The sequence below is a fragment of the Neobacillus drentensis genome (genome assembly GCF_036962125.1).
GTDB lineage: Bacteria > Bacillota > Bacilli > Bacillales > Cytobacillaceae > Neobacillus > Neobacillus drentensis_B.
In genome coordinates this window covers 1-20,282 of sequence record NZ_JBALOA010000025.1, presented here as the reverse complement: position 1 = coordinate 20,282, position 20,282 = coordinate 1, and the positions used below count along the sequence as shown (strand labels likewise).

20 protein-coding genes and 1 pseudogene are annotated in these 20,282 nt (G+C 38.7%); 3 read left to right on the top strand and 18 right to left on the bottom strand.

The window, feature by feature from the left end; all coding sequences use genetic code 11:
- Nucleotides 1–133: 133 nt before the first annotated feature.
- The 8 genes and pseudogenes from V7121_RS19840 to groES form a co-directional block, all read right to left on the bottom strand.
- Nucleotides 134–1,129, bottom strand: coding sequence for a LacI family DNA-binding transcriptional regulator (locus tag V7121_RS19840; RefSeq protein WP_420490627.1), 996 nt, complete (start codon nucleotides 1,127–1,129; stop codon nucleotides 134–136).
- A gap of 226 nt (nucleotides 1,130–1,355) precedes the next feature.
- Nucleotides 1,356–2,627, bottom strand: coding sequence for a cation:dicarboxylate symporter family transporter (locus V7121_RS19835; protein ID WP_335547543.1), 1,272 nt, complete (start codon nucleotides 2,625–2,627; stop codon nucleotides 1,356–1,358).
- A 413-nt stretch (nucleotides 2,628–3,040) separates the two neighbouring features.
- Entirely contained in the window at nucleotides 3,041–3,505 is a 465-nt protein-coding gene (locus tag V7121_RS19830; protein ID WP_335501867.1) for a hypothetical protein, read from the bottom strand.
- Between the two features lie 369 nt (nucleotides 3,506–3,874).
- Nucleotides 3,875–4,939, bottom strand: a complete 1,065-nt coding sequence (locus tag V7121_RS19825) for a GTP pyrophosphokinase (RefSeq protein WP_335547541.1) — start codon at nucleotides 4,937–4,939, stop codon at nucleotides 3,875–3,877.
- Nucleotides 4,936–5,099 (bottom strand): annotated as a pseudogene (locus tag V7121_RS19820) (XtrA/YqaO family protein). Before V7121_RS19820 ends, V7121_RS19825 begins: the two are co-directional and overlap by 4 nt.
- 435 nt (nucleotides 5,100–5,534) lie before the next feature.
- On the bottom strand, nucleotides 5,535–5,828 hold the full coding sequence (locus V7121_RS19815; protein WP_335501862.1) for a hypothetical protein: 294 nt from the start codon (nucleotides 5,826–5,828) through the stop codon (nucleotides 5,535–5,537).
- Nucleotides 5,829–6,235: 407 nt separating this feature from the next.
- Nucleotides 6,236–7,870, bottom strand: a complete 1,635-nt coding sequence (gene groL, locus V7121_RS19810; RefSeq protein ID WP_335501860.1) for a chaperonin GroEL — start codon at nucleotides 7,868–7,870, stop codon at nucleotides 6,236–6,238.
- A gap of 55 nt (nucleotides 7,871–7,925) precedes the next feature.
- Nucleotides 7,926–8,213: a co-chaperone GroES gene (gene groES / locus V7121_RS19805; RefSeq protein WP_335501859.1), complete on the bottom strand. Its 288-nt coding sequence runs from the start codon at nucleotides 8,211–8,213 to the stop codon at nucleotides 7,926–7,928.
- Nucleotides 8,214–8,635: 422 nt separating this feature from the next.
- Between groES and V7121_RS19800 the strand changes: the two genes are divergently transcribed.
- Both V7121_RS19800 and V7121_RS19795 read left to right on the top strand, forming a co-directional pair.
- Nucleotides 8,636–9,358, top strand: a complete 723-nt coding sequence (locus V7121_RS19800) for a CPBP family intramembrane glutamic endopeptidase (RefSeq protein ID WP_335501856.1) — start codon at nucleotides 8,636–8,638, stop codon at nucleotides 9,356–9,358.
- Nucleotides 9,355–9,558, top strand: a complete 204-nt coding sequence (locus tag V7121_RS19795; protein ID WP_335501854.1) for a YdiK family protein — start codon at nucleotides 9,355–9,357, stop codon at nucleotides 9,556–9,558. The genes V7121_RS19800 and V7121_RS19795 overlap by 4 nt, the downstream gene beginning before the upstream one ends.
- Nucleotides 9,559–9,887: 329 nt before the next feature.
- Here the strand turns inward: V7121_RS19795 and V7121_RS19790 are convergent, their stop codons facing one another.
- The 6 genes from V7121_RS19790 to moaC all read right to left on the bottom strand — a co-directional run bounded on the left by V7121_RS19790 (nucleotide 9,888) and on the right by moaC (nucleotide 15,045).
- Nucleotides 9,888–11,414, bottom strand: a complete 1,527-nt coding sequence (locus V7121_RS19790) for an MDR family MFS transporter (RefSeq protein WP_335501852.1) — start codon at nucleotides 11,412–11,414, stop codon at nucleotides 9,888–9,890.
- Nucleotides 11,415–11,426: 12 nt separating this feature from the next.
- Nucleotides 11,427–12,140: a cytoplasmic protein gene (locus V7121_RS19785; RefSeq protein WP_335501850.1), complete on the bottom strand. Its 714-nt coding sequence runs from the start codon at nucleotides 12,138–12,140 to the stop codon at nucleotides 11,427–11,429.
- Nucleotides 12,141–12,155: 15 nt separating this feature from the next.
- On the bottom strand, nucleotides 12,156–12,878 hold the full coding sequence (locus V7121_RS19780) for a cytoplasmic protein (protein WP_335501848.1): 723 nt from the start codon (nucleotides 12,876–12,878) through the stop codon (nucleotides 12,156–12,158).
- 12 nt (nucleotides 12,879–12,890) lie between these two features.
- Nucleotides 12,891–13,514 carry a YhbD family protein gene (locus V7121_RS19775; RefSeq protein ID WP_335501847.1) on the bottom strand — a complete coding sequence of 208 codons (624 nt, stop codon included), beginning with the start codon at nucleotides 13,512–13,514 and terminating at the stop codon, nucleotides 12,891–12,893.
- Nucleotides 13,515–13,853: 339 nt separating this feature from the next.
- Nucleotides 13,854–14,513 (bottom strand): redox-sensing transcriptional repressor Rex, encoded by a 660-nt coding sequence (locus V7121_RS19770; protein WP_335501845.1) that lies wholly within the window; start codon nucleotides 14,511–14,513, stop codon nucleotides 13,854–13,856.
- A 34-nt stretch (nucleotides 14,514–14,547) separates the two neighbouring features.
- Nucleotides 14,548–15,045 (bottom strand): cyclic pyranopterin monophosphate synthase MoaC, encoded by a 498-nt coding sequence (gene moaC, locus V7121_RS19765; protein ID WP_335501843.1) that lies wholly within the window; start codon nucleotides 15,043–15,045, stop codon nucleotides 14,548–14,550.
- A gap of 177 nt (nucleotides 15,046–15,222) precedes the next feature.
- Between moaC and V7121_RS19760 the strand changes: the two genes are divergently transcribed.
- A complete protein-coding gene (locus V7121_RS19760; RefSeq protein WP_335501842.1) occupies nucleotides 15,223–17,142 on the top strand; it encodes an ABC-F family ATP-binding cassette domain-containing protein in 1,920 nt (639 codons plus the stop codon).
- Nucleotides 17,143–17,424: 282 nt separating this feature from the next.
- Here the strand turns inward: V7121_RS19760 and tsaD are convergent, their stop codons facing one another.
- From tsaD to tsaE, 4 genes are read right to left on the bottom strand one after another with little or no spacing between them, the layout of a single operon-like run.
- Nucleotides 17,425–18,447: a tRNA (adenosine(37)-N6)-threonylcarbamoyltransferase complex transferase subunit TsaD gene (tsaD, locus tag V7121_RS19755; protein ID WP_335501840.1), complete on the bottom strand. Its 1,023-nt coding sequence runs from the start codon at nucleotides 18,445–18,447 to the stop codon at nucleotides 17,425–17,427.
- Complete coding sequence (gene rimI / locus V7121_RS19750) at nucleotides 18,444–18,893, bottom strand: ribosomal protein S18-alanine N-acetyltransferase (protein ID WP_335501838.1); 450 nt, start codon at nucleotides 18,891–18,893, stop codon at nucleotides 18,444–18,446. Before rimI ends, tsaD begins: the two co-directional genes overlap by 4 nt.
- A gap of 12 nt (nucleotides 18,894–18,905) precedes the next feature.
- Nucleotides 18,906–19,613 (bottom strand): tRNA (adenosine(37)-N6)-threonylcarbamoyltransferase complex dimerization subunit type 1 TsaB, encoded by a 708-nt coding sequence (tsaB, locus tag V7121_RS19745; RefSeq protein ID WP_335501836.1) that lies wholly within the window; start codon nucleotides 19,611–19,613, stop codon nucleotides 18,906–18,908.
- Nucleotides 19,610–20,065, bottom strand: a complete 456-nt coding sequence (tsaE, locus tag V7121_RS19740; RefSeq protein ID WP_335547539.1) for a tRNA (adenosine(37)-N6)-threonylcarbamoyltransferase complex ATPase subunit type 1 TsaE — start codon at nucleotides 20,063–20,065, stop codon at nucleotides 19,610–19,612. Before tsaE ends, tsaB begins: the two co-directional genes overlap by 4 nt.
- Between the last annotated feature and the right edge of the window lie 217 nt (nucleotides 20,066–20,282).

The window sequence follows — 20,282 nt, the reverse complement described above, 5'->3', positions numbered from 1 at the left end:
AAAAAATAAATTTCACTCATTGCGGAACCGGTTCCAAAATGCACTAAAAAAATAAATGATTAAAAGAGAAACCGAATTCAATTGTTATCAAGTGAAAAGGTTCTCTCGATTGGAACCGGTTTCGTTGTTTTTATTATAGGGGACGATTAAGGAAATTGTCAACGCTTTCTCGCTCAATAATTTCAAATTTAGAAATAGTTACTTTTTCGACAGGTCGCTCATTAACTAACTCTACAATATGTTTTGCAGCTGTTTCCCCTGCTTCTTTGTAAAAAAACTTCGCCGTCGTTAAGCCCGGATGCATGATTTCTGTCACATCATATCCACCAAAGCCGGTTAACGCTACATCCTTTGGAATCGTTAGCCCCTCTGAATACGCTGCCTTCATCACCCCAAGGGCAATATTATCGGTCGCACAAACAATGATAGAAGGCTGAAATTCATGGATGATTTCCATTGCACTAGCTTGCGCAGCTGGAATCTTGAACAATGTCTCATAGAAGCGAACCTCACAATCTTCTACTTCTTGAATCGCCTTTTTAAAGCCCTGCTTGCGCTTCACCCCAACTGAGATATCTCGCTCCGTTACGCCTAGATAAGCAATTTTCCGATAACCTTTTTTAAGTACATACCGCCCCATTTCATAACCAGCGCAAAAATCATCATGAATCAGACTATAAAAATCCTCATGCTCTTGTCCTATTAGGAGAACAGGAACTTTAACGGATTCAAATGCCTCAATATGCTGATCCGTGATTTCGGTAGCAAGCAAAATAATACCCGCCATCTTCTGATTCGCAAAGCTATAAATGCTTTCAATCTCTCGCTCCAGATTTTGACTCGTATTGGAGATCAGCATTTGATAATTCATCTGCTTTAATTGCTCATCAATACCAATTAACGTTTGCGAAGAAGCGTAGGAATCAAGCCGCGGGACAATCGTGCCAATAATATTCGTTTTCTTCGCTTTCAAGCTCTGCGCAAATGGATTCGGCGTATACCCGGTTTCCTTGATTGCTTGTTCAATTTTCTTCTTTGTCGTTTCCCCAACAGAACCGCCATTTAAAAACCGAGAAACCGTACTCTTCGCCACACCCGCAAGCTTGGCAATATCTAAAATTGTACTCATGATCCTCAACCTCATTACATTTCAAATTCATATACCATTATAGTAACATGAATAGTCATCCACTTAGTATTGTCTGATTTCGTTCTTTACATAATTTAATTTTCCGTAACAAAAAGAGGCTCCCATAAGTTTACTCAACTTATGAGAAGCCTCCTTTAAAATCCTCTATCTTATTCTCATCTTATGCAAAAACTAGCTTATTTCAAAGGGTTGAGCAGCTATTACATCATGCAACATCTGCCTGTTTAGTTGAATTGAAGTAAGCATTTGCTTTTTCTTCATCAAATTCACCTTCCCACTTTGACATTACAATTGTCGCTAATGAATTTCCCAAGACATTTACCGCTGTTCGTACCATGTCTAAAATGCGATCAATACCGGCGATAAATGCGACACCTTCTATCGGCAATCCCATAGAACCAAGTGTTGTTAAAACGACAACGAATGATGCACCCGGAACACCGGCCATTCCTTTTGATGTTAACATTAGCACCAATAACAATGTAATTTGTTGTGTCAAAGATAGATTAATACCATACATTTGTGCAACAAAAAGTGAAGCTAGTGCTTGATAAATGGATGAACCGTCTAAATTAAACGTATAACCTGTTGGAATAACAAAAGAAGTTATCGATTTCGGACAACCAAACTTCTCCATTTTGTCCATCAGCCTTGGTAAAACAGCCTCTGAACTTGCGGTTGAAAAAGCCAAAATTATTTCGTCTTTCAACACTTTCATTAAAATAAAAATACTTGTCCCAGACATTTTTGCAATCATTCCAAGAACAACGAATACAAAAAATATCATTGTTAAATACACAGCCACCACTAATTTCCCTAAAGGGATTAATGAAGATATCCCAAATTTAGCAACAGTCACTCCAATTAACGCAAACACACCAAATGGTGCGAACTTCATCACTTGATTTGTCACCCAAAACATCGCATCCAATATACCTTCAAAAAACCCAAGGACAGGTTTCCCTTTTTCCTCTATAGCCGCAATTCCTAAACCAAAAAACACTGAGAAGAAAATGATTGGCAACAAATCCCCTTGAGCCATGGATTCAAATATATTTTTCGGAACAATATGGACAATCGTTTCCGCAAAGCCATGACTTTCAGCTGTTTTCGTTGTAGCCTCGTATTTTGAAATATCACTTTTTTCAAGATTACTTGTATCTAAACCAGAGCCCGGATGGAACAAGTTTGCCGACAGTAATCCAATCGCAAGGGCAATGATCGTGACAATCTCAAAATATAGAAGGGTCTTCCCCCCTAATTTCCCTAGTTTTTTAATATCGCCAACTCCCGCTATTGAGACTACTAATGCAGCGATGACAATAGGGACAACAATCATTTTGATTAAACGAATAAAAATATCGCCAATCGGAGCGATTATAGCCATGACTGTTTCATTACCATGAAATAAAGCACCAAGAACAATACCGAGTACAAGTGCAACAAAAATTTGCGAAGCAAGACCAAACTTCTTCATTTAAAATCCTCCTTAAATTAGTAGCCCTTTGTTATCGCCTTTTCTTTTGTGAATATTCTTAGTTTAAAATGAGACCTTCAAAAAACTACTAAAACCTACAGAGCCAAAATAAAAATGTGCGATAAATGTTGATTTTCACCTGATCATGTAGTCTCAGGTCAACAAAATTGAAAAAGCGCCAAACTCTTGTTTCCAAGTGTTTGACGCTTATAAATTTTTCTCACTTTGATTTCATAATGGATTTCATGTTTTTAGTTTCTTACAAATTCATTCGAGTCTAAAAGGCATGATTTGGCCAAAAATTTACTGTCATTTGAATACTCTATTCCGAGGGAAACGCTAAGGCAAAAATGCAGGGTTTCTACCCAATCCCGATCCTTCGGAGAATTCATTTATTTTTTTTAGTTACTTGATTAATTTTCTAGTTTAAAAACTCTTTCGTGAAAAACTTGAAAACCAAAAGCAATTAAGGATAATGTGAACATTAGTAAGAATAAGTTCAATTTGCTAATATTTATATAATGAATGATACCCCTTGATTCCATAAATTCTCTTATTAGAAAAGCGTCTAATCCATCAACAACCATATTTGCGGCTAGATACAACCAAAATTTCTTGAATGTTAAGTAAAAAATCCAAATTGTCCCTATCAAGAAAGAACCATAAGCATAACTTACATTAGTTATATGCCCCCATGGCACGATAGTCACTTTTAATTCCCACCATTCATATGTATAAGCTATTTCATAAATAATCGTTACTAATAATGCTGTAAATAGTGTTACAGGCATAAACCTTTTGATTCCTTCCTTTTTCATAAAGAACAAGCTTAACCACGGAGCAATAAATAGCAACCATAGAATCAATTTATTAAACATAGTTGTCACACCACCAATATTTTAAAATTATTATTGCTTAAACTTGTTGATTCTATGTACTCATCAAAAAAGTCTTGATAAGCGAATTTTAACAACAAAAAACCACTCCCTAAATTAATAGGAAGTGGTTTTTGCTACTCATATAAATTTATTCCGTGACTGCTTCTCAGAATGGGGGAATTACACCCTGCCGCCCTTAAGCTGTGAGAGTGTTATATCGTTAACGATAGGTGCAAAAATTGCGGTAAATCAAGGTTTTGGATATTAATGGTTATTAATGGTTGTAACATCTTTAACGTCGATTTACCGTTTTTTATCGAATTGCGTTAGCATAATGCTAGCGTATTAGTTTGTTTATACAATTAAAGTTCATACAATTTTATTATAAAGATCAAATAACACTTTGGGTAATTCCGGGTTTTTTGAAAGTTTTCCAAAATTGAAATATTCTTGGACATACTGTAAATCTTCTTTTTCACAGGCTAATACAAAACATAAATAAAAAATTGAAATTCCACTCGTGACTGATTCCCATCGTTTTTCATGCATTGACAACCACTTTTCTCCAAGAGTTTTAATAATTTCCTTTCTTGATTCTAATGATTCCTTCAATTTTTCGATAGTATCAATTCCAAAGAAACTTAGTTGATTAATTCTTTTTGCAATATATCTTTCATCTGTATATTCAACGGTAATTGCCTTAGTTATATTCATAAAATGTTGCTCGATTTCATAAACTATTTTATCTTCCTGTAAAAATTCCTTTAATGAAATATTATCTATAAATAAATTTAAATTTTGGGATTTAATTTGTTCTTTAACTTCAATTGTATACTTTTTTATTTCTTCTTTGATTCTTATGAATTCGATATCTGCTAATTCCAATAAACTTGCTATTCTGGAGAACTTTCTTCTCATATCAACAGGAATTTCAATTGCACTCTTATATCCAATATCATGTTCAATTTCTGCCCATGCATGTTGCAAAATAGATCTTATTTGAATTTCAAAATTAATCTCATTAAACCTTGAATACTCAGGTAGGGATGCTCTTGGCTCTGTTAATTTAATAATATAATGGAGTGATGAGTACCCAAAAGAGTCAAAATTTTTATTCCTTTTATCACATGAGTTATTTTCGTCTACATGAAACTGAGTTTTAACAATATTAGCAATTGTATCAACATCATCTTCAAAATATGTTATAACTCTTAGACCCAGAGTATCAGTAATTTTATCTAAGCCCGTATATTTATCTTCTTTACTATCAATTTTCTTAGATAAACTATTCCTGTCTTTTACCCTTGATTCAATACCATGAATAGTAATCCCGTTTTCCTTAATCAAGGAAAATATTAAATCTCTTAATTTTTTCTCGTATTCCAAGTATATTATTTTCTTTTGGTCATATTCATTTAAAATTACTTCTTTCAAAACTCTTCCCCCTCATCGAACTTAACTCTTTTCACTTTACCTTGGTGCGTAACAATCTTTGTCTCTCCGTGAACAGGTAGTTCGGTGAGTCTGGCCTTTAGTTACACACAACAACAGGGAAATTTCCATTTTGCACCATTATATCAATTTCAAACTTCATTATGCTATGATTATAATCTATTTTTATTAACCTTATTGGAACTCCCCAAATGCTCCTTCAATTTATTTTTATAGATTATTGGTGAGAGTGTTTAATATCGTTAACGTGGGGTGCAAATAGTGCGGTTTATCGAGGTTTTGGGAAATTTGAGGTGTAACTTCTTTTACCATAATTTATCGATTTCATTTGATTGCGTTAGAAAAATGTTAGCATAGTTATTGATTACTACCAATGTTTTTTACACCCCCTGTTATTTTTTGTATTACTAACTGACAAAGGTTGTACCAACCAATAACAACAAACTTACCAACCTTTTTTTAAAGAAATAGTGTAGACTCAAACAACGATACTCCTAACATTCATACCAAGCCAACAAAGCTCTTATTAACTTAGTGACAAAAGCCGCTCTCCGAAACGGAAAACGGCATTTAGAAGTTATAAATATTGATAAGAGACCCTCGGGGCGGAAATCACAATGATACTTCCATCCTTCTCCTCTACACCAATTCTAAAAGTATTCGGATTACCTAAAATCAGAATGTCAGCATATGTATCTGAGTTTTGTTTATTAATCTTATAATGAATATAGGTATGTTTACCAAGGTTAAATCGAACTAGAATTTTCTTATGTTTTTCTTCACAAAAAATCACTTCGTGAAGAGTAACATTTGTCAGTTCCCTCCCAACCAGTGAACCCAATCTCTCTATAACATCTGTGTTATTAATCATACCTAAATTTCCTTTCCAAGCTAATACGAAAATTATTAATAAATATACACCTATTTTAAATAGAACACAAAAAAATGCAAAGAAACAAGTGAATCAATATATTAATACAGGAGACTGATGTAATAAAGCATTTAAAAATCACCTCTCACATGCGTTAAATGAGAACGTGAATCACGCTGGAGCAACGTTAAATTAGTAATGGAACAGTTGGTTCATACGGATCCAAAGACAACAACAGACATTTATACTCACGTTACCCAAAGCACGAAAGAAAAGACCTCCCAACAGTTTAGCAAACTGATGAAAGGCCTTCTTAATTAGTTTGGGTTTTCTTTTGTCGAATAATGCGGACAAGTTTGTACGCACCTTACTTGAAACCTTGATATAACAGGGTTTTTAGACCCTAATTACATCATGCCGCCCATTCCACCCATGCCGCCCATGTCAGGCATTCCCATACCTGAGCCAGCTGGTTCTGGTTTGTCAGCAACAACTGCTTCAGTTGTTAAGAACATAGCAGCTACAGATGCAGCATTTTGTAATGCAGAACGAGTTACTTTAGTTGGGTCAACGATACCTGCTTGAATCATGTTTACCCATTCGCCGTTTGCAGCGTTGAAACCAGTGCCGATTTCTTCACGCTTTAAGCGGTCAACGATAACAGATCCTTCAAGGCCAGCGTTGTGAGCGATTGTGCGGACAGGCTCTTCCATCGCACGTAATACGATGTTGATACCAGTTGCTACGTCGCCTTCAGCTACGATTTCAGCTACTTTGCTGTATACGTTAAGAAGGGCTACACCACCACCGGATACGATACCTTCTTCAACGGCAGCACGAGTTGAGTTCAAAGCGTCTTCGATACGAAGTTTGCGCTCTTTTAATTCAGTTTCAGTTGCAGCACCAACTTTGATTACTGCTACACCGCCAGCTAATTTAGCTAAGCGCTCTTGTAATTTTTCACGGTCAAATTCAGAAGTCGTTTCTTCTAATTGAACACGGATTTGGTTTACACGTGCAGCGATTTCATTAGTATCTCCTGCGCCTTCAACGATTGTTGTATTTTCTTTTGTTACAACAACTTTAGCCGCACGGCCTAAAGAACCAATTTGTGTAGTTTTCAGTTCACGGCCTAACTCTTCAGTGATCACTTCACCGCCAGTTAATGCTGCAATATCTTCAAGCATTGCTTTACGACGATCACCAAAGCCTGGAGCTTTAACAGCAACCGCATTAAATGTTCCACGAAGTTTGTTTACTACTAGAGTAGACAATGCTTCACCTTCAACATCTTCAGCAACTAATAATAGCGGCTTGCCTTGTTGAACGACTTGCTCAAGAACTGGAAGGATTTCTTGAATGCTAGAAATCTTCTTGTCAGTGATTAAGATATATGGATTTTCTAAGACAGCTTCCATTTTGTCTGTATTAGTTACCATGTAAGCAGAAGTGTAACCACGGTCAAATTGCATACCTTCTACTACATCTAATTCAGTTGTGAAGCCTTTAGACTCTTCAATGGTGATAACGCCGTCGTTTCCAACGCGCTCCATTGCTTCAGCAATCAATTGGCCCACTTCTTCGTCAGCAGCAGAGATAGAAGCAACTTGTGCGATTGATTCTTTGCTTTCAATTGGTTTAGAAATGGCTTTTAATTCTTCAACAGCTGCGATTACTGCTTTTTCAATTCCTTTACGGATTCCCATTGGGTTTGCACCCGCAGTTACGTTCTTTAAGCCTTCGCGAATCATCGCTTGAGCTAGAACAGTTGCAGTAGTAGTACCGTCACCGGCTACATCATTCGTTTTGCTTGCTACTTCAGCAACAAGTTTCGCACCCATGTTTTCGAATGCATCTTCTAATTCGATTTCTTTTGCGATTGTTACACCGTCATTTGTGATTAGTGGTGAACCGAATTTTTTCTCAAGAACCACGTTGCGTCCTTTAGGTCCAAGAGTAACTTTTACTGCATTTGCTAGAGCATCAACACCACGAAGCATTGCGCGGCGTGCATCTTCACTAAACATAATCTCTTTAGCCATTGTTTAAAAACCTCCTCATATCTTTTAAGTTCTTAGTATTTTTTAAGTAAAAATCTTATGCGCCTACAACAGCAAGAATATCAGATTCGCGTAAGATTAAATATTCTGTACCTTGGTATTTTACTTCTGTACCGCCGTATTTTGAGAAGATAATACGATCGCCGACAGCCACTTCAAGTGCTACCCGCTCTCCGCTTTCAAGTACGCGGCCAGTTCCAACGGCAACAACTTTTCCTTCTTGAGGCTTTTCTTTCGCTGAATCCGGTAATACGATCCCGCTTGCAGTTTTTTCTTCTGATTCAACAAGCTCAATGATAATACGATCACCTAATGGTCTTAACAAATCAAACAACCTCCTCAAAGATATATGTAATTCTGACTTATTAGCACTCTCGATTAATGAGTGCTAACACAATTATTATAATAATGAATCTCAAAATCTTTTGCAAGTGTGAAGCATAAAAATTTACAAAAAAAAATCAAAAAGCATAGTGTTAAGGTCAGTGGCTTATGCACCAAAATACATGGTGCTTTGCTAGAAGTATATTCATTTAGACAGACAACCTTATAAAGTATGCGAAAAACACAGTTTTCTATACCTTTATTTTAAAAGTATTTCTAAATTGAAACCATACTGGTTTTCGGAGTAGAATGAAGAATAGTATGTATAGAAGGAATGAGTGATTTGGCAACCGTTTAAAAAGAATGATTATAAATGATCGATTCGTCAAAAATAGAAATTAGAATCAAAAGGGGACTAGATAGTTGAAACGGGATTATTGGATGATCTTAATTGTTTACATTGCGATGCAGTTTTCAAGTCTAATTGGTGTACCACTTTTTTTATTTGGCTTTAAACATTTCGGGATTAATCAGCGTCTTGCTGTTCCTTCCTGGCTCCTAGCCAGTTTTACGATTGCCTTATTAATCATTATTTTTATTTTACGGAAGGAAAGGAACAACCGTGATTTCAACAAGAAGGGCGGTTCGGTCGGTATTTCAATACTATGGGCCTTTGCTGGCGTTTTCCTTGCCCTATTTGCCCAATATGTTGCAGCCATCATTGAAAACCTATTAGGGATCAAAATGGGGTCTGAGAACACTAAGGATATACTGACGATAATTGAGGCCTTTCCGTTAGCAATCATTGTAACGAGCATCATTGGACCCATTTTAGAAGAAATCGTGTTTCGAAAAATCATTTTTGGTTCGCTTCATAAACGCTTTAACTTCATTATTTCTGCTTTGATTAGTTCGGTTATTTTTGCTGCGGCGCATATGGAGTTTCAGCACATTTTACTTTATTCTGCAATGGGGTTTACGTTCGCATTTCTTTATGTCATCACCAAATCAATTTACGTTCCCATTTTTGCTCATGTCGCAATGAATACCTTGGTTGTCTTGGTTCAGTCTGTATACAAAGACGATATTGAACGACTGCAAAGACATGCTGAGGCAGTTCAAAACTTTATCGGAGGATTTCTATGAGACGTTCACCCTTGTTTTCAGGTTTAATATACTTTCTCCTTGGCGGGCTATTTACCTACTTCGCCATAGATGATGTTCAAAGTAAGGGCTGGGGATTTTTCAGCTATCTGCTCATTTTGTTGGCTACTTTTGATTTTGGATCTGGCCTTAAAATGATCATCTTCCACTTCAAATACAAAGGAAAGATGAAAAAGAAATAAAATAAGAAGCTGACCCAAAAGCTGGTTAAAAATAACCTTTGGGGTCAGCTTTTTTCAATTCGCTGATTGGAAGATGAAATTCGCTGATAGAAAGTCCATATTCGCTGATTGGATTCCCATATTCGCTGATTGAACAAGTAAATTCGCTGATAGAATAAAAAACCCCCTGGATAGCACACAAAAAGTGTACAAAAACCATTCTCCATTCTAATATCCAGCACTATTTATCGTGAGTAAGTCTCAAATACCAAAAAACTGAATCAAAAAGGCCATTTTTGCACCTTTTTGATTCAGCTACTTTTTTTTAAACTATTATTTCAAGACTTGTATTACTTTCCATCTGATATTGATCTTTCGCTTCGGTGAATGACCATCCGTTCTTTCCCGAGGATAAAGATAAACAGGAAGGCCAAGCCTGCTGGGACGAGGGCCCAGGTGAATGTATGGACAATGGAGCTTGAGAGCGCTTCAGTGATTTTGTCGAGAATTGGCGGAGGGATTAATTTTCTTGCTGCCTCCGACAATAAGGCGCGGGAATCTCCAAAGCTCTGCCCCTTTGGAACCGGCCCCATTCCAGCAAAAGCATCCTTCAGCCCTTCTTTAAGATCACTGCGTTGAATCGTACCAAAAATTGTAATTCCGACCGTCATACCTAAGGAACGAATAAAGTTACTCGTTGATGTTGCCGAGCCCCTTTGCTCCATTCCAAACGGATGTATCGCAGCCATGCTGAGCACAGAAAAGGAGAAACCGACCCCTAAACCAATAATAATCATGTATAGCGTCAACACTGCTCTCTTCGTATCGGGTGAAATCGTGCTTAATAGCAATAAGCCGCCAATCAAAATAACCCCTGATATCAACATGATACTTCGGTAGCTCATCTTCGTCGTCAGAAAGCCGCCCACTTGGGCCGTAACCACCGAACCCAGCATCATTGGCAATAAAATTAACCCTGAATTAGTGGCCGTACCGCCATAAACCCCTTGCACAAAAATTGGGATATACACCGTTGCTGCCATAAAGGCTGCACCATAAAATAAACCCACAACTGTACTGCCTGCAAACAAGCGGTTCCTAAACATGGAAAAGGATATAATCGGATCCTTCGCTTTGGTCTCCACCAATAAAAAGACTAAAAACAGCAGCCCGAATCCACCAAATAAACTCAAAATCACGGCAGAATCCCATTGATATTTCTGGCCGCCAAGTTCAAGCGCAAACATTAAACAAACGACAGCGCCAACCAAGGTCACTGCCCCAGACCAATCAATAATTTGCTTTTTGTGAATGGGAGATTCCTTATAAGCAATTGTAATAAAAATGAGTGAGAGAATCCCTAACGGCATGTTAATATAAAAAATCCAATGCCAGCTGATATAGTCGGTAATATAGGCACCAAGCAACGGACCAAAAATACTCGATAATCCAAAAACTGCGCCAAACATCCCTCCCATTTTCCCACGCTTTTCAGGGGGAAATAGGTCAAACATAATGGTAAATGCGATCGGGACCAGTGCCCCGCCGCCAACCCCTTGGATTGCACGATAGATACTTAATTGTGTGATTGTTTCAGCTGTTCCACATAAGGCCGAACCCACCATAAATAAGATTAACCCTAAGATAAAAAATCGTTTGCGGCCGTACATATCAGACAACTTACCGAAAATCGGCATCCCTGCCATCTCAGCGACCATGTAAGCGGAAACGACCCAGACAAATCTCTCCAGTCCCCCGAGATCGCCGACGATTGTACCCATCGCTGTAACAACGATGGTATTATCCATTGAGGCCATCAATATTCCTAACAAAAGCCCCGCAACAACCCATCCTAATTTACTTTCCTTTGTCACCATCACATTTCTCCTTTATATCTTTATTGTCGTTTTTATCGTCGCCTTTGGATCTTGAGTAAAGTCCCCCCGATACTCTACCGCTCCGATATGGCATCCAGGACCAATTTTCACCTTATTGCCGCGGACAATGTCTGCCTTGGTATTTTCAAGGTAGATATCATCCCCTTCAATAACTTTGGCAACAAGAGAACCTACTTCTTTTCCAAAAGGCAGAAGCGAATTACTTTTCTTTTTCACGGTTATTTTTCCGCCGCCAATTTCCTCAGCCGAGCTCTGCCCAAAACGCAGGCCAACCTTAATCGTGTCAGCCGTCAGTAAGCCCTTAATTTCAAAGCCGCCACTAGATTCGAAGGTCTCATATTCCACATCCCCATTCACGGATATGCTTCCTTTTATGTTTGCTTCATCCCCCGTTAGGCCTTCGCCGACTTCCAGCAATCCTAAAATCTTGATTTTTTTCAATTGTGCATTGCCGCCAACGATCATCGTCCCCATCACAAGTGTATCCTCGGCTTCCATATTCCGTTTGACCTCAGCTTCACCAAATACCTTTACCGAGCCGGTTTTGACATTTTCCGAGGCTTCACTTGTGCCATATACTTTGAAAGCTGAACATTCCACATCCGTAACAATTGTCCCTTCCCCGCGGATACTGATTTTTTCATAACAGCCTCCAGGGTAACTACCCGATCCATTAATAATAAGATTTCCATTTTTTACAGTCATCTCTCTTATCCCCCCTTAAACCTTCCTGTTTTCAGACACGATCGCCTTTTTGTCCATCGAAAATTCCTCTGTATATTCAACTAGCCCAATCTGACAATTGGGACCAATCGATACCTGGTTCCCTCGGACAATTTTGGCGATTGTATTTTGGAGTTCAATTTTGTCTCCTTCGATCAATTCCGCTTCCAGCTGTGGTTTAAAAAAGGGTTTAAGTAAATTGCCGACAAATGACGATCCCTTTGCCTTGACCGAAATCGTTTGCCCGCCGATTTCTTTGGCTTTACACTCTCCAAACATCTTTATGTCAATATGGTCGGCATTTAGAAGTCCTCCAATCGTAAACTGTGATTCGGCTGTAAAAAATTCCGCTTCACAATCCTCTCCCACAGTAAGGGAACCATGAATGATTATTTCTTCACATTTGACCCTGCCACCTACCGAGCCTCTGCCTGATACTTTTAATTTTTCGACTAATAGGTTTTTCTCGATACTCACCGACCCATCGATTGTTAATCTCTGGCTTTCTAAGTTTTCTTTAAACCTTGCGTGCCCGTTTACCTTTGCCCGTTCTGAAATCATGTTTCCTTTAATAACACCCGACCCATTACAATCAAATTCCATGCATTCCAAATCGCTGTTAACCGTTCCTCTTCCGTTTAATGTAACCAAACGGAACTGCCCGCCGTTGGAAGCACCGAAGCCATTAATCACCAAGTCCCCTCTGCTGTTCGTATCCATCGTCATTCTCCTTTATAATAATTTCGCTTTAATCTCTTCCATACAGGTCATCAGTGAAAGTGCAGCTACCACCTTTGTTCCCCGTTCGAAATGGTATGTTTCTGCATTAATAAGCAATAAGCAGGATGACATCCCCAACTTTCGAGTAATCACCAGCTCACAGCTTTTTTGCTTGATTAATTCCGCATGGTCCTTTAATACCTGCAAGACCATTTTCCCTTCCTCGAGGTTTATTTCACCCGACTGAAGCAATTTTTCTAAAACAAACACTTCTAGCATCCTTGTAAAATTAAATTGCAGACTGCCCTTTTCCTGTTCTAAGTAAAAGTCAACAACTGCAGTCGAAACAATGTTACGTTTCAATAATTCATCTTTGTTATAATTTAAACTCGTTATATTGGGGGAAAACATGTCTGCTAGTTCATCCAAGGACAAATTTTCCTTCATCGTTTGAATTTTTTCGATTCTTTCTAAAACTTTTTCCTTAGGAAAAAAGGTTTCCTGCCCTGTAAACGTAGACTTACGCACAAACCATTCTTCTGGGATTAAGTCCTTTCGCTTCCATCTATACAACTGTCCATAGGATATTCCCGACAATTCTAATAGGTCTTTCTTTGAGATTAGCTCTTCACTCATCACGAAAACCCCTTTCTAAAAACAATGTAACATAACACTGTTACGTTTGTAAAGTGTGAATGTAAATTATTAGGATGTCCTCGTTAATTTTTATTCTTACTTTTACAATATATGGCCAACTCGAATAAGTTTTCTCCGCCCCTAACCTTTTCGGAAAAGCAGAACATTTCTATCTTCCTTGACTCTCCATTTTCGATCACATATAGACCCCTTCTACGTGACCCTTTTCTCTCTTCCTGGCTCTTTCCGGTCACGTAGACCAATTTTTCCTTTTATTCTTATCTAAATTTATACAAAAAAAGGTCCTTCACGTTGATTAAACGTGAAGGACCTTTTAGACTATTCTTCTTCCTCTATTTCCACCGTCGGATAATGCTTTAAAAAATAGACAAGCGACTGCAGCTCTACGGCTAAGTCAATATGATGGACCCTTATGAGCGGCGGGACATTTAGTCGTGCAGGTGTGAAATTTAATATCCCTTTCACATTCGCTTTTACCAGCCGATCTGTAATCATTTGGGCGACTGGGGCAGGAACTGTTAATATCGCAACGGTAATATCATCCTCAGATAAAACCTTCTCTAATTCATCCATGTGATAAACTGGGACCTCGCGAATCATCGTTCCCATTTTCTCAGGATCAACATCAAAGGCGCATTCAATTTTCGTATTATTATTTTTTAAAAAATTATAATTTAAAAATGCCGTACCAAGATTACCTACGCCAATTAGGGCCACCTTGGTTAGCTCATCCTGGTCCAAGGTTTTACGGAAGAAGGATATCAAATAGTTGACATTGTATCCATATCCCTTTTTCCCCAACGCGCCGAAATAGGAAAAATCACGGCGGATCGTCGCAGAGTCCACCTTTACTGCCTCACTTAATTCAGCTGAAGAAACCCTTTGCTTACCGGAGCTATGCAGGTTTTTTAGAAATCGATAATAGAGGGGCAGCCGTTTTGCTGTCGCCTGAGGTATTTTCATTGTTTCGTTACTCATAATCTCCCACACCCCATGGATAATTTAGTTACAGTTATTTAACTTTTTCATTTCTCTTGAAATCACCATTTTTGCCGCCTGTTTTTTCGACAAGATACGTTGGTCCGATTACCATTCCTTTATCAACAGCTTTACACATATCATAAACCGTTAAAGCACATGCCGAAGCGGCTGTTAACGCTTCCATTTCTACACCTGTATTCCCCTTCGTTTTAACGGCTGCAGCAATATTTAAACGATAGTTCTCTTGCATTTCCTGTTCCCATTCAAAAGAAATATTTACCCCTGTTAATGGAATCGGATGACACATTGGAATCAAATCCCATGTCTTCTTAGCTGCCATGACCGCAGCTACCTGGGCCACAGCTAGGACATCGCCCTTTTTCATTTCATTATTAGTGATTTTATCATAAATTTCTTTACTAACCGTAATGCTGGAATGAGCAAGTGCCGTACGTGCCGTTTCAGGCTTATCACTGACGTCAACCATTTTTGCTCGGCCTTCTTCATTAAAATGCGTAAATTCTGCCATATAAAAAATCCTCCCATCAAATCATACACTATTTTTGCTTCTATGTGTGTGAAACTTTGAACTAATTAACAGATTTCTGTCGATTTTCGGCTCTCATTTTTCGATCTACTTAGCCCTTTATTGCCGACATTCAGGGAATAAGGTACACTTAATTTATGTAATCAGAGGTGAATGAAAATGATTTTGTTACAAGTTAATCAACTACAAAAATATTATGGTGCTGACCTTATTTTATCGAATATTAAGCTCGAATTACAAACTCGGGACCGTGTGGCTCTAGTTGGACGTAATGGAGCCGGGAAATCGACATTATTAAAGATTATTGCCGGGCATTTGTCGCATGATGGCGGAGAAATTATTAAGCCAAAAGAAGTGACAATTGGTTATTTAGCTCAAAATACTGGTTTAGAATCCTCATTTTCGATATGGAATGAAATGCTGACCGTTTTTGAACCCCTTCGTTTAATGGAAAAATCACTTCGTGGACTAGAGGAACAAATGGCTGACCCACTGGTTTTTGAAGACAACACGAGATACGAGAGAATTATCAAAGAGTACGATCAACTTCAAGTGAAATTTAAAGAACAGGGTGGATATCAATACGAAGCAGAAATGCGCTCTGTCCTTCATGGATTAAATTTTCACAACAAAGACTTGATGATATCCAGTTTAAGCGGCGGGCAAAAGACTCGTCTTGCCCTCGGTAAACTACTTTTAACCAAGCCTGATATCTTAATATTGGACGAGCCGACCAACCATCTTGATATTGATACGCTTTCCTGGCTGGAGCAATATTTGCAAAGTTACCACGGGGCCATTTTGATTGTATCCCATGACCGTTACTTTTTGGATAAGGTTGTTACGCAGGTATATGAAGTATCCCGTAAGCAAATCCAACGATTTACAGGTAACTATAGTTCTTACCTAGATCAAAAAGCAGCAAATTATGAACGAGACCTTAAACTTTTTGAAAAACAACAACAAGAAGTAGCTGACCTGCAAGACTTTATCAATCGAAATTTAGCTCGTGCTTCGACCACCAAACGTGCACAAAGCCGACGTAAAAAGCTGGAGAAGATGGAGTTGATGGACCGTCCGTTGAGTGATGAGAAGTCGGCAACATTCTCGTTTGATATTGAAAAGCAAAGTGGCAATGACGTATTAACGGTCGATTCCCTTGCTGTTGGTTATCGGGGCGAAAAGGTTTCAGAGTCAATCTCTTTTCGTGCCTTTAAAGGAGAAAGTATCGCCTTAGTGGGACCAAACGGAATCGGTAAGTCAACGCTTTTGAAAACGATTATTAAAAAGCTGCCTGCCCTAGACGGAACCATTCTCTACGGAACAAACCTTTCCATCGGATATTACGATCAGGAACAGGCGGAATTAACATCCAACAAGCGGGTTTTGAATGAGCTGTGGGATGATTATCCGTTAAAAAATGAAAAAGAGATTCGTACTGTACTTGGTAATTTCTTATTTTCTGGCGATGATGTCCTAAAAATCGTTTCTTCCTTAAGCGGTGGTGAGAAGGCTAGGTTAGCTTTGGCCAAGCTCATGCTGGAAAAAGCTAACGTGTTAATCCTTGATGAACCTACAAACCATTTAGATTTAGATAGTAAGGAAGTTCTTGAGAATGCATTAGTCGATTACCCAGGCACGATTTTATTTGTCTCTCATGACAGGTATTTTATTAACCGGATTGCTACAAAAGTCTTGGAACTAAGCCGTCATGGCAGTACGGAGTATTTAGGGGATTATGATTATTATTTAGAGAAGAAATTAGAGCAGGAAGAACTCGCAGCCCTTGCCCTGGCCGCTTCAACAAAAAAGTCAGCACAAATGAGTGCTTTAGAAAAAAATACTTATCAACAGGATAAGGAAAGTAAAAAACAAGAGCGACAGCGACAACGGAAATTAGAAGAAATTGAACAAAGAATTGAAGAACTTGAAGAACAAATTCAGCAATTCGAACAACAATTGTGCGAACCTAATATTTTTCAAGATCATGAAAAGGTATTAGAAATCAACTTAAAAAATGAACAGGCTAAAGCGGAGCTCGAGCAGTTAATGGAGGCATGGGCGGAGCTGGCAGAGTAAAAACCGAGCATTGCTCGGTTTTTTTCTACTGAATAAGACAGTTATCGACAGCATTCGATATGCTTAGAAACGATAAAATTCATGCACTTTTCCACAAACTTATACACATTGTAAACAGGGTAGTTTCAATGCTTTTTTAACTTTTCCACAATATCCACAATAATTACCTTAGTTATCCACACTATACACAGAATTATCAACACTTATCCACATTTGTGGTTTTTTTATTGTAAATCACAAAAATCTTATCAACAAAAAAACTCTTCTTATCCAGAAGAGTTTTTAATTATATAATTCGATTTCCAGTCCAGGATTGGCATTTAACGTCAAATTTGCTCGAATTCCCTTTTCGAACATCACACTGCCCGCCGCAGCAATCATCGCTGCATTATCCGTACATAACGGTAGTGGCGGAATGACTAATTCAATTCCTGGTTTCTCTGAAAAGGCTTTTTCTAATGCATTTCTCAGCCCCTTATTTGCAGCCACCCCGCCTGCAACTAATACTTGCTCCACACCGTATTCCGCAACAGCCTTTTCTGTTTTGGTTACTAACACTTCAATCACACTTGCTTGAAAGCTGGCTGCCAGGTCTTCAGGGGTAATGACCTCCCCACGCTGCTCTGCATTATGAACAGTATTAATAACAGCTGATTTTAAGCCGCTAAAGCTAAAATCATAGGACCCTTCCTCCAGCCATGCCCGAGGCAAGGTAATGGTTGGATTTCCAACCTGCGCTAATCGGTCAATATGCGGTCCGCCAGGGTACGGCATATTCAATGTTCGGGCAACCTTGTCGTAGGCCTCACCTGCCGCGTCATCCCGTGTTTCCCCGATTACTTCAAAATGACCATGTTCCTTCATATAAACCAACTCGGTATGCCCGCCTGAAACGACTAGAGCGAGGAGCGGGAATTTCATTTCTGTTACCAGCCTATTGGCATAGATATGTCCTGCAATATGGTGAACAGGTACAAGTGGTTTATTTTGAGCAAAGGCCAAAGCTTTCGCCGCATTAACACCGATTAATAGGGCACCGACTAATCCTGGGCCTTCTGTAACCGCGATCGCATCGATCTCAGCAAATGTAACACCTGCTTGCTTCAATGCCTCCTCTGTTACAATCGTAATTTGTTCCACATGATGGCGAGAGGCAATCTCTGGGACTACACCGCCAAAGCGTTTATGACTTTCAATTTGCGAGGCAACCACATTCGCAACAATTTCGCGGCCATTTTTAATGATAGCCACTGCGGTCTCATCACAACTTGTTTCTATTCCCATAATCCATTGATCTTTTTTCATAAATTTACCCACATCACTAAACCATCTTCCTGATTATCTGAATAATAATTTTTACGGATTCCGCCATTTTGGAAACCTAGCTTTCGATAAAGAGATTGTGCTACATGATTGCTCACACGGACTTCTAATGTCATGCTCTTTGCTCCCATCTCTTGGGCGACTGACATCATTTTACTCAATAAAGCTTCCCCAAGCTTTCTGCCCCTAAACTCAGGTAAGATTGCTACATTCGTAACATGGGCCTCATCAATCACAATCCATGCCCCGCAGTAGCCGAGGATTTGATTATTTTCCTCTAGAACAAGATAAACAGCAAACCGATTATTGTGTAATTCATTATAAAAAGCCTCACGACTCCAAGGAGTGGTAAAGGAAGCATGTTCAACTTCTAAGATTTGATCAATATCCTCTTCCCTCATTTTGCGGAAAACAAATGAATCTACCATAACTCTCTATTCCTATCCATTTAAATTTTTTTCCTTCGCTTCTAACCATTTCGCTTCTGCTTCAGCTAAACGGATATAATTCGGAACAAAAGAATGAATGTCCTCTCCAAGTTTATCCTTCCCAAGAAAGGCCAATTCAGATGGACGTGGATTATGTTCCGTTATAACCGCGAAAACGGCTTGTGATCCCATGACTGCTTCGATTGTTGCTTGATGGAGTGATAAATCATTTCCGATAAATAAAATCGATTTCCCCGTCTCTTTCAAAGATCCAGCCCATTCTGCTAACATGACTAAGCGATCCTCTTTAACCGCAAGAAGTTCATTACCTTGAGTTTGGTATAAGCCGGTATAAACTTGTCCCCTTCTCGCATCAAATAAAGGAGAAACATAGCCATCAAAATAACGGCTGACACCTGATGCTAATATTTCAAGGCTTGAAATACCTACCAGTGGAATGTTTAAGGTCCATGCTAACGTTTTAGCAATGGTTACCCCTATTCTTACTCCTGTATAGGATCCTGGGCCTTTGGCTACCACAATCTTAGTTAAATCTGCAGGCACGCGCTCACAATCTTTCATGAGTGTTTGAATAGCAGGCATAATCCGAACAGAATGGTTCTTTTTTAAATTGGTTATATATTCACCTAGTACTTGATTCTCTTCTAAAAGCGCTACTCCTAACGCATAGTTAGAAGTATCAATCGCTAATATGGTCATGAAAAAATCTCCTTACATAATTGCTCGTATCTTTTTCCCTGAGGGACGAATACCACTCTTCTTTGGTCGTCTTCTTCTCTGTACAAGAAGATGGTTAGCCTTTCCGCTGGAAGCTGCTCTTCAATTAAATGTGCCCATTCCACCACCGTGACACCATCGCCTTCAAAGTACTCATCAAAACCCAAGTCTTCATAGGCATCTGCAACTCGGTAGACATCCATATGATATAATGGCAGCTTCCCCTTATATTCTTTAATAATTGTAAAAGTCGGGCTGTTTACCGTTTTCCTGATTTCTAATCCTTGCGCCAATCCCTTTGTAAAAGTTGTTTTTCCCGCACCTAAATCACCTTCAAGTGCAATCACATCCCCAGGCTGTAGGAACGCAGCCAATCTTGCAGCGATTTGGGAAGTCTCTTCCGAATTGGTTGTCTTTCGTTCGAATTGGTTCATTCAATCACCTTTTTATTTTAACATTGTGGCACATATCTTCATTTTACCTTATTTATGTGCAAAAAAACCTTAGGATCTCTCCTAAGGATGCTATTTCATATGTAGTTTACCTGATTTATTACAAATGAGCAAAAAGCTGCTGATTATTAAACTGCATAAAAAAAGACGAAACCTTGTTCCGTTCTAATTTTACAATATAGATGGCGGTCTGGACGGG